Source organism: Erythrobacter aurantius (genome assembly GCF_023823125.1).
Classification (GTDB): Bacteria; Pseudomonadota; Alphaproteobacteria; order Sphingomonadales; family Sphingomonadaceae; genus Erythrobacter; species Erythrobacter aurantius.
This window is the reverse complement of record NZ_CP090949.1, coordinates 2657015-2670647: the sequence shown is the minus strand read 5'-3', so window position 1 is coordinate 2670647 and position 13633 is coordinate 2657015. Positions and strand designations below refer to the sequence as shown.

The window sequence follows — 13633 nt, the reverse complement described above, 5'->3', positions numbered from 1 at the left end:
CATTTGCTGGCATGCGCGGCGCGGTCTAAGGGAGAGCGCATGACTGATTTCGCCGCCATTATCCTTGCTGCGGGCAAGGGCACCCGCATGAAGAGCGACCTGCACAAGGTGCTGCACCCGATCGCAGGGCGCGCCATGCTGGATCACCTGATGGCTTCTGTCGATACGCTGGGCGCCGCGCGTCAGGTCGTGGTGGTGGGCGCCGGGCGTGACCAGATCGAAGCGGCGGTTAGCGGGCGGGCTGAAACCTGCCTGCAAGAGCCTCAACTGGGTACCGGCCACGCCGTGCAGCAGGCCGAGGCGCTGCTGAGCGGTTTCGATGGCGATGTGCTGGTGCTTTACGGCGATGTGCCCTTCGTGCGGGCAGGAACCATGCGCGCCATGCTCGACCGGCTGCATTCGGATGGTGCTCCGGCCGTGGTGGTGCTCGGCTTTGAGCCTGAAGACCCGCTGCAATACGGTCGCATCATCGCCGATGATGACGGCCAGATCATAAAGATGGTCGAATACAAGGACGCGGACGAGGGCGAGCGAGCCTGCCACCTGTGCAATTCGGGCCTGATGGCAGCTAGCGCGAAGGACATGTTCACGCTGCTTTCCCGCGTGCAGAACGACAATGCTCAGGGCGAATACTACCTGCCCGACATCGTCAACATTGCGATTGCCGACGGGCGTCGCTGCGAAGTCGTGATCACCGATGATCCGGACGAAGTCGCCGGGATCAACTCGCGCTCCGAGCTGGCCGGTGCAGAGGCGCGCTGGCAGGCCGCCCGGCGCGAGGAAGCCATGGCGGACGGGGCGACGCTGAAGGCGCCTGAAACCGTGTTCTTCAGCTACGACACTGTTCTCGGCCGTGATGTCACTGTCGAACCGCACGTCGTGTTCGGCCCCGGCGTCACCGTTGCCGACGGCGTGCATATCAAGGCCTATTCGCATCTTGAGGGCGCGAGTCTTGCCACCGGAGTTCAAGTCGGCCCCTTTGCCCGCTTGCGGCCGGGCGCGGTGCTGGAGGAAGGCAGTTTCGTCGGCAACTTCGTCGAGGTGAAGAAGGCGACGCTTGGCCCCGGTGCCAAGGCTAGCCATCTGACCTATCTCGGCGATGCAACCGTCGGCGCGAATGCGAACATCGGTGCGGGTACGATCACCTGCAATTACGACGGCTATTTCAAGTATCAGACCGTGATCGGCGAGCGTGCCTTCATCGGATCGAACAGCGCGCTGATCGCCCCCGTCACCATCGGAGCGGATGCGATCGTCGCCGCCGGTTCAGCCGTCAGCCGTGATGTCGGCGCGGGTGATCTGCGCATGGTGCGCGGCGAACAGCTGGTGAAGCAAGGGTGGGCTGATCGCTTCCATGACACGATGAAGAAGAAGAAAAAGGCGGCGGCGAAAAAGGGCAAGTGAGCGAGCCGATGCTCCATTGCTGGCTGTGCGGCCGCCCGTTCGAAACGCGAATCCAGTGGCATCATCCGGTGCCCAAGGCGAAGAAGGGGCGGGTGACTGTGCCAGTCCACCCCATCTGCCACCGCACCATCCATGCGACCTTCACCAATGCCCAGCTGGCGCGGATCGGGGATGATCCCGAGGTCTTGCTGCACGACCCGGCGATCGCGAAGTTCGTCGAATGGGTCGCATCCAAGCCACCAGATTTTCATGCCCCGACGCGGCGTTCGGGTTAGGGGACACGTCCGCCGCGCCGGTGCGCGTTTTCCGGAAGGACGCGGGGGCGTCAGGCGTCTTCCAGATTGCTGGAGCTTGTGATGCTGGTGGCGGCGTATTCGCGCTCCCATTCCTCGAATTCGCTGCGGCTCAGCAGGTAACGCTCACGCGCCTCGTGAAAGCTGATCGCGCGATCATGCACTGCGCGCACCACTTCCGCCTTGCGCGCGGGGGACCAGTGCACCTTGTGGCTTTTGGGTAGGCCGTATCGTTTGATCGCATCAGCGATCGACATATTGCGGGGGTATGCCATTTTCGTCTCCTTTGTATCCCTGTCGAGACGAGGATTTGCCCGAAGACTTAACGACAGCCTGCCGAACATGGTTAAGCCCGCATTGACGACGCTCTTTGTGCCGCGCGTGCGACGAGCCGAGGGGAAAGTGTCGGACTGTTTTACAGGCCGTTGATTTGCCCGACAAAAAGGGGCGGCTTACGCAATGGAAGCCGCCCCTTTATCTGACGCTGAGTCGCGCCTTGTCAGTCCATCAATTGCTGCATCAGATAGATGTATTGCAGCGCCTGAAGCTTGGCCCGCTGTTCGTTGTCGACCCCGCCCGAATGGCCGCCGGTCATGTCTTCATAGTAGTAATAGGGCTGCCCCAGTTCCTTGAGCCGCGCAGCACCCTTGCGCGCATGCGCAGGGTGGGTGCGGTCATCCGCAGTCGAGGCCCACAGGAACGGAGTGGGGTAATCCACGCCTTCAACGATCTTCTGATAGGGCGAATACCCTTCGATCCATGCGCGCTGTTCGGGAATGCGCGGATCGCCATATTCGCCAATCCACGATGCCCCGCGCCCGATCAGGTGATAGCGCAGCATGTCGAACAGCGGGATCTGCACGATCGCCGCGCCGAACAGGTCCGGACGCTGGGTGAACGCGGTGCCGACCAGAAGGCCCCCCTGTGATCCGCCCTGAATGCCCAAATGCTCGGGCGAGGTGAAGCCACGGTCCACCAGATCCTGACCCACGGCGATAAAATCGTCCCAGGTGCGCTGCTTGTTCTCGCGGATCGCGGTCTGGTGCCAGCCGGGGCCGAATTCACCGCCACCGCGAAGGTTGGCGAGCACATAGGCCCCGCCGCGCTCCATCCACATCTTGCCGGTGGAGCCGAGGTATCCGGGCAGGCGCGGAATCTGGAAACCGCCATAGCCCGTCATCAGCACCGCCGTTTCGCCGTTCATCTCCATGCCGGCAGGCTTGACGATGAAATAGGGGATCTTCGTCCCGTCGGCGCTGGTGGCTTCGTGCTGTTCGACTTCCATGCCCGCAGGGTCGAAATAGGCGGGCGAGGTCTTCAACACCGCAGGATCGGCTGAACCGTCAGTGTAATACAGCGTCGTCGGATTGAGGAAATCGCTGACGGTGTACATGATCTGATCGGTTTCGTTGGAGCTGGCCGCAATGCCGATGGTGGCGTTGTCGGGCAGGGGAACCTCCCGGCTGACCCATGCGCTGCCGTCGTGATTGAACTCCAGCACCTTGCTCACAACATTGTCGAGCAGCGTCACGAACAGCGAATTGCCGGTGATCGCGCCGCCACGCTTGGTCTGGCGTTCACCTGGAGCCCAAACGAGCGTCTTGGCCGCACCGTTGGGATCGGCCTTCCACTCCTCAAGGTCCATCGCAATCAGGCTGTCAGCGGGGAAGGTCTGGCCGTCCACTTCCCAATCGACATCGGTGGTCACCAGAATGTGCCCGTCGACAATGCCATAGAGCGAAGCCTTCTTGGGGATGTCGAGCTTGATCCACTCATAGGTATTCGGATCAAGGACGAAGTATTCGCTTTCGTGGAAGCTCACGCCCCGGAAAGCGGTGGTTGCATGAATTGTTCCGGTGTTGTCGCGCAGGATGCTGGCACCCGCCCAGACGTCGCTGGCTTCGCCACGAAAGATTTCCTTGGCTTCGGACAGAGGTGTGCCGCGCTTCCATACACGGCTGGTGAAGGGATATTCGCTTTCGGTCAGCGTGCCTTCGCCGAAATCGCGCCCAACCAGCAACGTGTCTTCGTCAAACCATGACACGCCGCCCTGGCTTTTCTCTTCGATCACGAAGCCGCCTTCGACGAAGCTTTTGGTCGCCATGTCGAATTCGCGCATGATGGTGGCATCCTCACCGCCATCGGAGAGTGCGATCATGCACTTGTTCTGTTCGGGCGGGAGGCAGGACGATCCGCTGTAGACCCATTCCTTGCCCTCTGCCGCGGCCAGCGCGTCAATGTCGAGGACGACTTCCCATTCGGGATTGTCCGTCTGATAGCTTTCGAGCGTCGTGCGGCGCAGAACGCCTTTGGGGTTATCCTTGTCCTGCCAGAAATTGTAGAGACCGTCAGGGCGGAAGCTGACGAAGGGGATGCGGTCTTCGCTGTCGAAGATGGCGAGCGCTTCGGCTTTCAGTTCCTCGAACCGGGGATCGGTTTCCAGCGCGGCGAGCGTACGGGTGTTTTCGGCCCGAACCCAGTCGAGCGCCTCTTCGCTGCGCGCTTCCTCAAGCCAGATGTAGGGATCCTGTTCAGGGCCGGGGACGCCGGATTCGTCCATGTGGGCATCGGCCAGTGCCGAAGTGGTCGCGCCGATCGTCATGACTGCCGCCAGTGCAAGCGTTGAAACAAGTTTCAAATGTCCTCTCCTGTGGGGGTGGGAATGGTGAAGTTGTGCCGGGGAAGGGGGGGAATGTGAAGCCCTTCAAACGAAAAAGGGCGACCATTTGGCCGCCCTTTCGTTTGTTCTGATTGTGACAGGCCGGATCAGCCTTCGACGTGCTCGGCGAGCACCGTCAGGCCGGTATCGCCTACCTCGGCAAAGCCGCCGCGCACTTCGATTGTTTCCGGCGCGCTGCCTTCGGTCTTGTAGACCTGCACGGCGCCGTCACGGATCGTGCTCATGAAAGGCGCATGGCCTTCGAGCACACCGAATTCGCCTTCGGTGCCGGGGACGACGACCATGTGGACGTCTTCCGAACGGACCAGCTTGGCCGGGGTTACGAGTTCAAAGTGCAGGGGCATGATGCCTTACGCCTCTTCAGCCAGCTTGGCGGCCTTTTCGACCACCATGTCGATCCCGCCGACCATGTAGAAGGCGGCTTCGGGCAGGTGATCGTATTCGCCATCGACCACGGCCTTGAACGATTTGATCGTGTCTTCGAGCTGCACGAAGATGCCGGGGATGTTGGTGAAGACTTCTGCCACGTGGAACGGCTGCGACAGGAACTTCTGGATCTTGCGCGCACGCGCCACGATCAGCTTGTCCTCTTCCGACAACTCGTCCATCCCGAGAATGGCGATGATGTCCTGCAGCGACTTGTACTTCTGCAGCGTTTCCTGAACGCGGCGAGCTGTTTCATAGTGCTCCTGACCGACAACGCGCGGTTCGAGAACGCGGCTGGTCGAGTCCAGCGGGTCCACGGCCGGGTAGATGCCGAGTTCCGAAATCGCACGGCTCAGCGTGGTCGTCGCGTCAAGGTGAGCGAACGAGGTTGCCGGAGCAGGGTCGGTAAGGTCGTCAGCCGGCACGTAGATCGCCTGCACCGAGGTGATCGAACCCTTGGTGGTGGAGGTGATGCGTTCCTGCAGGTTGCCCATGTCGGTCGACAGGGTCGGCTGGTAGCCCACGGCCGAAGGAATACGGCCGAGCAGTGCCGACACTTCCGAACCGGCTTGCGTGAAGCGGAAGATGTTGTCGACGAAGAACAGCACGTCCTGGCCTTCCTGATCGCGGAAGTATTCCGCCATCGTCAGGCCCGACAGAGCGACGCGTGCGCGTGCGCCCGGAGGCTCGTTCATCTGGCCGAACACGAGTGCCACCTTAGAACCTTCGCTGGTGGCGTTGCCGTCGGCGTCCTTGGCGATAACGCCGGCGTCGAGGAATTCGTGATAAAGGTCGTTACCTTCGCGGGTGCGCTCACCCACGCCGGCGAACACGGACACGCCGCCGTGACCCTTCGCGATGTTGTTGATCAGTTCCTGGATCAGCACGGTCTTTCCCACGCCGGCGCCGCCGAACAGGCCGATCTTGCCGCCCTTTGCGTAAGGGGCGAGCAGGTCGATCACCTTGATCCCGGTGACGAGAATGCTGGCTTCGGTCGACTGGTCGATGAAGGCCGGTGCTTCTGCGTGGATCGGAGCGGTCATTTCGGCACCGATCGGGCCACGCTCGTCGATGGCTTCGCCGACGACGTTCATGATGCGGCCCAGCGTCTTGGGGCCGACCGGCACGGAAATCTGCGCGCCGGTGTTGATCACTTCCTGACCGCGCACGAGGCCTTCGGTGGCGTCCATTGCGATGGTGCGGACGGTGTTTTCACCGAGGTGCTGCGCGACTTCGAGAACGAGCGTCTTGCCGTCGTTCTTGGTCTCCAGCGCGGTAAGGATCGCGGGCAGTTCACCTTCGAACTGCACGTCAACGACAGCGCCGATGACCTGGCTGATGGTGCCGTTTGTGGTCTGGTTGAGTACGGGTGCGGTGGCCATTTTACTGTCCTGCTTTCGTCAGATGCTTAGGCGCCAAGTGCGCAAGTGGTTTCGGGGTCGGCGATTTCCCATTCGGTTTCGCCCTGGACCAGAGTGGTCTTGTTACGCAGATATTCGTCGTCGCCGAGGCCGAATTCACAGATGACCTCGGGTGAGCCCATTCCTGCGCGCTTGCAAGCGGCGGTGTTCACCGGTTTTGCATTCGGACAGGTCTTGGCAAAGGCTTCCTTGAAGAAGGTGCCGTCGGGCGGCGGAATCGACGGGGCTTCGGGTTCTGCCGCTGCGGTTGTTTCGACCGGGGCAGGCGCCGGAGCCGGTTCCTCGCCACATGCCGCAAGCAGCACGATCGGCGCGATGGTCGCCAGTTTGAGAACGGAAAAATTCATGATTACAGTGCCTCCGCCCCAGCGATGATCTCGATGAGTTCGGTAGTGATCGCGGCCTGACGGCTGCGGTTGTATTGAATGGTCAGCTTGTTGATGAGGTCGCCTGCATTGCGCGTCGCGTTGTCCATCGCGGTCATCGAAGCGCCTTGCTCCGATGCCTCGCGCTCAAGCAGAGAGCCGAACAGCTGCGTCTTGACGTAGCGCGGCAGCAGCTCTTCGAGGATTTCCTCTTCGCCCGGTTCGTATTCGACCACGGCATCGCCAGCGTCGGCGTTGTCGGGCGAGGGGACCGGGATCAGCTGGTTGACGGTCGGTTCCTGAGCCAGTGCCGACTTGAAGGTCGGGAAGATCAGGTGTGCGACGTCGAACTTGCCGCCTTCGAACATGCCGATCAGTTCGGCGGCGATGGCGTCGGCTTCTTCGAAACCGGGGGTTTTCACGGTCGAAGTGTCGAAACCGCCGGTGATCCGCTCGGCGTGTTCACGCTTGAGCGGGGCGCGGCCTTTCTTGCCGACGAGGTAGAATTCCACCGTCTTGCCAGCGGCAAGCAGGTCCTGCGCCTTGGCCTTGGCAGCCTTGACGAGGTTGGAGTTCAGACCGCCGCACAGGCCCTTGTCGGTGTTTACGACGACAAGCAGGTGACGCTGGTCGCTGCCGGTCCCGGCGAGCAGTTTCGGAGCGCTATCGCCCGAAACCTTCCCCGCGAGACTCGCCATGACCGCGGCCAGACGTTCCTGATAGGGGCGCGCGGCTTCGGCAGCGCTCTGGGCACGGCGGAGCTTGGCCGCCGCGACCATCTGCTTGGCCTTGGTGATCTTCTGGGTCGATTTGACCGAGTTGATCCGACCTTTGAGTTCCTTGAGTGAGGGCACTTAGGCGCTCCGTCTAGCTGGGGTCGATCAGGCGAACTGCTTGGCGAAAGCTTCGAGGCCGGCCACGACTTTCGCCTTGGTGTCGTCCTCGAACTTGCCGCTGGTGCGGATTTCGGCGAGCACATCGGCGTGTTCGCTGCGGAAATACGCCAGCATCTGTTCTTCGTACTGGTTCACGCGGTCAACCGGGATCGAATCGACGAAGCCATTGGTGCCGGCAAAGATCGACACGGTCTGCTCTTCGAACGGCATCGGGTTGAACTGACGCTGCTTGAGCAGCTCGGTCAGACGCGCGCCGCGGTTGAGCAGCTTCTGCGTCGATGCGTCGAGGTCCGAACCGAACTGCGCGAACGCCGCCATTTCACGGTACTGCGCAAGGTCGAGCTTCATCGAGCCCGAAACCTTCTTCATCGCCTTGGTCTGAGCGGCACCGCCGACGCGGCTAACCGACAGGCCGACGTTAATCGCCGGACGGATGCCCTGATAGAACAGGTTGGTTTCGAGGAAGATCTGGCCGTCAGTGATCGAGATCACGTTGGTCGGAATATAGGCCGACACGTCGCCTGCCTGGGTTTCGATGATCGGCAGCGCGGTGAGCGAGCCCGAACCGTTGTCGCCGTTCATCTTAGCAGCGCGCTCAAGCAGGCGGCTGTGGAGATAGAACACGTCGCCCGGATATGCTTCGCGGCCCGGAGGACGACGCAGCAGCAGCGACATCTGGCGATAGGCCACAGCCTGCTTCGAAAGGTCGTCGTACACGATCACGGCGTGCATGCCGTTGTCGCGGAAGAATTCACCCATTGCGCAGCCGGTGTAGGGCGCGAGGTACTGAAGTGGTGCGGGCTCCGAAGCGGTCGCGGCGACGACGATGGAGTATTCCATCGCGCCGTTTTCTTCGAGCTGCTTCACGATCTGGGCAACGGTCGAACGCTTCTGGCCGACGGCGACATAGACGCAGTACAGCTTCTTCGATTCGTCATCGCCTTCGTTCACGCCCTTCTGGTTGATGAAGGTGTCGATCGCGACAGCGGTCTTGCCGGTCTGACGGTCGCCGATGATCAGTTCGCGCTGGCCACGGCCGACGGGAACGAGAGCGTCCACAGCCTTGAGGCCGGTCTGCACGGGTTCCGAAACCGATTCGCGCGGGATGATGCCCGGAGCCTTCACTTCGACGCGGCGACGCTCGGTCGATTCGATCGGGCCCTTGCCGTCGATCGGGTTGCCCAGAGCGTCAACAACGCGGCCCAGCAGGCCCTTGCCGACGGGAACGTCCACGATGGTTTCGGTCCGCTTGACGGTGTCGCCTTCCTTGATCTCGGCGTCCGAGCCGAAGATCACGACGCCGACGTTGTCGGCTTCGAGGTTCAGAGCCATGCCCTGAACGCCGTTGGCGAATTCGACCATTTCACCGGCCTGAACCTTGTCGAGGCCGTGGATGCGGGCGATACCGTCACCCACGCTCAGCACGGTGCCGACTTCGCTCACCTGCGCTTCGGTGCCGAAATTGGCGATCTGGTCCTTGATGACCTTGGAGATTTCTGCGGCGCGAATTTCCATGTTTCTAGTCCTTTAGGCCTTCATTGCCTGGGAGAGAGAATTGAGACGGGTGCGGATCGATGCGTCGATGCGCGTGGAGCCGATGGTGACGACCAGCCCACCCAGAAGATCGGGGTCGACATCGGCGGAAAGCATTACAGTGCGGCCCTGACGCGCAGTCAGCTTGTCCTTCAAGGTGGCAAGCTGTTCGGCGGAGAGCGGATGCGCGCTGGTAACGGTTGCGGTGACTTCACCGCGCTGGGCTGCGGCGATCGCCTTGAACGCGGCAATCATGTCCGGCAGCTTCGACAGGCGGCGATTCCCGGCGAGCACACCAAGGAAGCTGGTGGTGAGATCGGAAAGCTTGAGATGCTTTGCCACGGCGGCAACTGCGGCACCCTGCTGGGCGCGCGAGAGCTGCGGATTGCTCGTGGCAGCCCGCAGGTCCCCGGATTCGCCGAGCGCGGCGCCGAGCTTCTCCAGATCGGTTTCGACGGCAGTGACCGTCCCGTTTTCGCTGGCCAGATCAAAGAGGGCAGAAGCGTACCGCCCCGCTAGGCTGGCCTGAATACCGGCGGAAATATCCACGCGCTTGAAATCCCTTCGGCAGGTGTCCGAAAATAAAGTTGTGCAGCTTTGATGCGGCAGGGCACATAGGGGCTTCCCCGTCAAAGCTGGCGCGCGCCTAGCAATTGAATCTGGATTGCGCAAGCGGAGGGAGTACAGAGTCTGTCAGCTTGCGGAAAAAGAGTGTATCTGGCATTTGACTTACCGAACGGTAAGCGGGCCGAGTGGGAGAGGGAAAATGCAACTGACGCCGATGGCGCCGAAATGCGGCGTCGAAGTTTCGGGCGTAAAGCTGGCGCAATGCAGCGATGCCGAAATGCAGGAGATCAAGAAGGCGATCTATGAACATGGAGTCGCGGTGTTCCGCGATCAGGAATTCACGCCTGAAGATCACATCACTTTCGGCCGTCGCTGGGGCGGGATCGACGTGAACAACTATTTCCCGCTGCAGGACGATTACAACGAAATCGCCGTGGTCAAGAAAGAGCCTGACCAGCAGACCAATATCGGCGGTGCGTGGCACACCGATCATTCCTATGATCAGGTCCCGGCGATGGGATCGGTGCTGGTCGCCCGGCACCTGCCGCCAAAGGGTGGCGATACCATGTGGGCACACATGGGCGCGGCCTATGATGCGCTGTCCGATGAATTGAAGGCGGCGGTTGAAGGGCTGGAGGCATTCCACACCGCCGATCACGTCTACAAGGCGGACGGCCTTTACGCCCAGACCGACATGGCCAAGTCACTGCGCGGGCAGGACCTGAAGACCGGTGCGATTCACCCGGTGGTGATCCGCCATCCGCACACCGGTCGCAAGCTGCTTTATGTCAACAGCGCCTTCACGATCCATTTCGTCGGCCAGACCCGCGAAGAAAGCATGCCGCTGCTGCAGCAATTGTTCGACGCCGCGCTGACGGGCGACAATGAATGCCGTCTTGAATGGAAGCCGGGCACGGTGGCGATCTGGGACAATCGCACGACGTGGCACAATGCGATGAACGATTATCACGGCCACTACCGCGAAATGCACCGCATCACCCTGTCGGGCGAGGCGCTGGCGGCCTAGGGCGGAGCATCAAGCTGGGCGGCTCTGGCGTCAGTCGGCTCCTCGTCATTCTCTCTTCAGCTTAGCGTGCCGCTGCGCCAACAACACCCGCGCCCTTCGTCTCGCAGGTGTAGACCAGCCGCTCGTTCGGGCGGTCGGGCAGCAGGGAAAGCAGCGCGCTTTGCTGTTCGCCCAGCGTGCGTTGCGCGTCGGTTACCCCGCAGGCGGGCGGGTCGTATTCGCGGCGGGCTTCGCGCGCGGCGTCCATCGCGGCGCGGCCCAGCAGATAGCGATCGGTGCGGAATGTGCGGGTGTCCGGATCATAGACATTGACCGAAACCGCCGCCTCGTCGCTCGGCACGAATACGCGCGTCCAGTTGCCGCCCGACAGGCCGTATTGCGTGCGCTGGTTGACGCAGCCGTCCGCTGCCCAGTCGAACTCCACATCGTCCGTTCGCGCGCCGGTGATGCGGCTGCGATCGGTGTCGAGCGTGCAGATCAGCGTCCCGTCGCCGGCTATGTCGCCGGTGGGAGCGTCTGCGCCATCGGTTTCACTTTCGTCGAGAATCGCGGCGACCCGCTCCTCGATCTCGCTGAAGCCGGGACGAGTCAGCCACACCAGCACCGTCGCGATCAGAGCGAGGCCGGCGATCACTGCGGCGATGATGGCGCGGTTGCGATTCTCGGGATTGTCGTGCTGGCTCTTGCTCAGCTGGAGCGCGGCATAGCCCGATCCGATCCCGAGCAGCAGCAGCACCATCGCCAGCGCCATCGCATTGTCGCGCGCATCGAGCACTTCGATCTGCGCTTGCAAACGGGCCTGTTCGCGGGCTTCGCGCAGTTCCGCTTCGCGCGCGTCCAGCCGGGCCTGCGTCTCTGCCCGCTGTGCCTCGAACCGGGCGCGTTCGGCGGCGTTCAATTCGTCGATCGAGCGGCAGGGCAGGGCGTTGACCGAAGGCTCAATCCCGTTTTCGCGCAGGAAGGGCAGCAGTTCGCGCAGGGAAACGGCGAAGTAGAACTCGGCATCCGATCCGTCCGAATCCGCGCCGAAGCTGTTGACCCCCAACACCCGCCCGCATCCGTCGAGCAACGGCCCGCCCGAATTGCCGCGCGCGATCGGGGCGGTGTGGAGGATCGTGTCGAACTGGCGCGAAGGGCGCTGGCCCGACAGGAAGCCGCGGCTCTTCACCGGGGGCTGGGCGCGGAAGATGTCGCGCATTTCCAGCCCTTGTGCGAGATCGACATTCATCGGGTATCCCACTGCCGACACCTCGCCCATGTCACCGGCAACTCCGCCCGCGATCGTCAGCGGAGGCAGGCGCAGCGATCCGTCGGTGATCTCCAGCAGAGCAAGGTCGTTGCGCGGGCTGACCGCGACAGGCGTGGCAAAGGTCGCCGCGTCGCCTTCGCTCGGCACAATCCCGATCCGAAGCGTGTCGTCCTGCAGGGCTTCGCGGATGACGTGGGCGTTGGTGACGATCATGGTCGAGGACACCGCAAAGCCGCTGCCATGCGTTACCGGCACCACTTCGCCGCCGCTGCGGTCGATCAGCACCACGCGCACCACGCCGCGCGCCGCCGCATCGACATCGCCCGGATCGGCGGATGCGGGCAGGGCGGTGAAGGCAAGCGCCAGCAGCGCGAACAAAGGGGCGGCGACCAGTCGGACAAAGCGTGTCATCACCCACCCTTATGCCGCGCCTGACATTGACCGCAAGCTTCGGGATGCGCTTATGTCGAAAGCCTGCGACACCACGGCCATGACACAGACAACGACCCTTACCGATGACGAGCGCTGGCAGATCGCGCTGGCGAAGGACCGGCGCTATGACGGCGCCTTTGTCACGGGCGTCCATTCGACCGGCATTTACTGCCGCCCGTCATGCCCGGCGCGCGCGCCCTTGCGCCGCAATGTGCGCTTTTACGCGACCCCTGCCGATGCCGAAGGCGCGGGCCTGCGCGCCTGCAAGCGGTGTTCCCCCAATACCCAGAGCGCGGAGGAGGCCTGCGTGCTGGCCGCCATCGCCGCGATCCGGGCGGACGGGGCAAAGACGCTCGATCAGCTGGCCGATCTGACCGGCTATTCGCCGACCCATTTCCAGCGCTTGTTCAAGCGCACCGTGGGCCTGTCCCCGGCGGCCTTCGCCCGGGCCCTGCGTGAAGAGCGCGTGCGTGAGGCGCTGGAAACCGGGGCGAGCGTGACGCAGGCGCTGTACGAGGCGGGCTATTCCAGCCCCTCGCGCTTCTATGACGAAACCAAGGGAAGGCTGGGTATGACGGCAAGCGATTGGCAGAGCGGGGGCGAGGGCCGCCAGATCCACTGGCGGGTTATGCAAACGACGCTCGGCCCGATGCTGGTCGCCGCCACGGACAAAGGCGTGTGCTGCCTGTCCTTCGGTGAAGGCGAGGCGGAACTGCGCGCCCGTTTCCCCAAGGCCGATCTGGTCGAGGCGGATGACAGCTTTGCCGCGCTGTTCGACGAAGTGCTCGCCGCGGTCGAACAGCCGGGCAGCGACAACGCGCATATCCCGCTGGACGTCAGGGGCACCGCGTTTCAGCAGGCCTGCTGGGAGGCGCTGCGCCGTATCCCTGCGGGCGAGACGCGCAGCTATGGCGAACAGGCGGCGATGCTGGGCAATCCCAAGGCCAGCCGCGCCGTGGGCAGCGCCAATGGCGCCAACGCCATCGCGGTGCTGATCCCGTGCCACCGCGTCGTCCCCGCGTCAGGCGGCGTGGGCGGATACGCATACGGCCCCGAGATCAAGGCGGAACTGCTGAAGCGCGAGCAGCAGGGGTGATTCCCAACAGGGTGGAACAGGTGGAACACTGTCCAGGGATAAAATCCCCATCCTGTCACCCTTGGAGGGCAAAACCGTAACCTTTGCGGCCAGAGTGTCACCTTGCGCGCCAAAGTGTCACCCGCAATCGTTCGGACTGTCACTCTTGGGCGCGTAAAGTGTCACCCTTTGATGATGCAAAGTGTCACGCGAAATGGCCCGTAATCGGGCGGTCCGGACGATACGAAAGAGCCGCCCCGATCAT

At 62.8% G+C, this 13633-nt stretch carries 13 protein-coding genes; 4 read left to right on the top strand and 9 right to left on the bottom strand.

Features of this window, described 5'->3' with window-relative positions; all coding sequences use genetic code 11:
- Positions 1-39: 39 nt before the first annotated feature.
- Entirely contained in the window at positions 40-1404 is a 1365-nt protein-coding gene (glmU, locus tag L1K66_RS12860; RefSeq protein ID WP_252258224.1) for a bifunctional UDP-N-acetylglucosamine diphosphorylase/glucosamine-1-phosphate N-acetyltransferase GlmU, read from the top strand.
- An 8-nt stretch (positions 1405-1412) separates the two neighbouring features.
- On the top strand, positions 1413-1679 hold the full coding sequence (locus L1K66_RS12855) for an HNH endonuclease (protein WP_252260509.1): 267 nt from the start codon (positions 1413-1415) through the stop codon (positions 1677-1679).
- Between the two features lie 50 nt (positions 1680-1729).
- Here the strand turns inward: L1K66_RS12855 and L1K66_RS12850 are convergent, their stop codons facing one another.
- The 8 genes from L1K66_RS12850 to L1K66_RS12815 all read right to left on the bottom strand — a co-directional run bounded on the left by L1K66_RS12850 (position 1730) and on the right by L1K66_RS12815 (position 9567).
- The gene (locus tag L1K66_RS12850; protein ID WP_252258223.1) at positions 1730-1972 is read right to left on the bottom strand and encodes a DUF1153 domain-containing protein; all 243 of its coding nucleotides are present in this window, start codon (positions 1970-1972) and stop codon (positions 1730-1732) included.
- A 224-nt stretch (positions 1973-2196) separates the two neighbouring features.
- Positions 2197-4335 (bottom strand): prolyl oligopeptidase family serine peptidase, encoded by a 2139-nt coding sequence (locus L1K66_RS12845; RefSeq protein ID WP_407931948.1) that lies wholly within the window; start codon positions 4333-4335, stop codon positions 2197-2199.
- A gap of 128 nt (positions 4336-4463) precedes the next feature.
- On the bottom strand, positions 4464-4721 hold the full coding sequence (locus L1K66_RS12840; RefSeq protein ID WP_252258222.1) for an ATP synthase F1 subunit epsilon: 258 nt from the start codon (positions 4719-4721) through the stop codon (positions 4464-4466).
- A gap of 6 nt (positions 4722-4727) precedes the next feature.
- Entirely contained in the window at positions 4728-6185 is a 1458-nt protein-coding gene (gene atpD / locus L1K66_RS12835) for a F0F1 ATP synthase subunit beta (RefSeq protein WP_034954620.1), read from the bottom strand.
- A gap of 26 nt (positions 6186-6211) precedes the next feature.
- Positions 6212-6571, bottom strand: coding sequence for a hypothetical protein (locus tag L1K66_RS12830; protein WP_252258221.1), 360 nt, complete (start codon positions 6569-6571; stop codon positions 6212-6214).
- 2 nt (positions 6572-6573) lie between these two features.
- Positions 6574-7443, bottom strand: coding sequence for a F0F1 ATP synthase subunit gamma (locus tag L1K66_RS12825; RefSeq protein WP_252258220.1), 870 nt, complete (start codon positions 7441-7443; stop codon positions 6574-6576).
- 27 nt (positions 7444-7470) lie between these two features.
- The gene (gene atpA / locus L1K66_RS12820; protein WP_034954616.1) at positions 7471-9000 is read right to left on the bottom strand and encodes a F0F1 ATP synthase subunit alpha; all 1530 of its coding nucleotides are present in this window, start codon (positions 8998-9000) and stop codon (positions 7471-7473) included.
- Between the two features lie 12 nt (positions 9001-9012).
- Positions 9013-9567, bottom strand: a complete 555-nt coding sequence (locus L1K66_RS12815; RefSeq protein WP_034954614.1) for a F0F1 ATP synthase subunit delta — start codon at positions 9565-9567, stop codon at positions 9013-9015.
- Between the two features lie 217 nt (positions 9568-9784).
- On the opposite strand from L1K66_RS12815, the gene L1K66_RS12810 reads away from it, so the two are divergent.
- Positions 9785-10612, top strand: a complete 828-nt coding sequence (locus L1K66_RS12810; protein WP_252258219.1) for a TauD/TfdA dioxygenase family protein — start codon at positions 9785-9787, stop codon at positions 10610-10612.
- A gap of 61 nt (positions 10613-10673) precedes the next feature.
- On the opposite strand, the gene L1K66_RS12805 is transcribed toward L1K66_RS12810, so the two are convergent.
- On the bottom strand, positions 10674-12272 hold the full coding sequence (locus L1K66_RS12805) for a trypsin-like peptidase domain-containing protein (RefSeq protein WP_252258218.1): 1599 nt from the start codon (positions 12270-12272) through the stop codon (positions 10674-10676).
- Between the two features lie 79 nt (positions 12273-12351).
- Here L1K66_RS12805 and ada point away from each other — a divergent pair, with 79 nt between their 5' ends.
- On the top strand, positions 12352-13389 hold the full coding sequence (ada, locus tag L1K66_RS12800) for a bifunctional DNA-binding transcriptional regulator/O6-methylguanine-DNA methyltransferase Ada (protein WP_252258217.1): 1038 nt from the start codon (positions 12352-12354) through the stop codon (positions 13387-13389).
- Positions 13390-13633 lie beyond the last annotated feature (244 nt).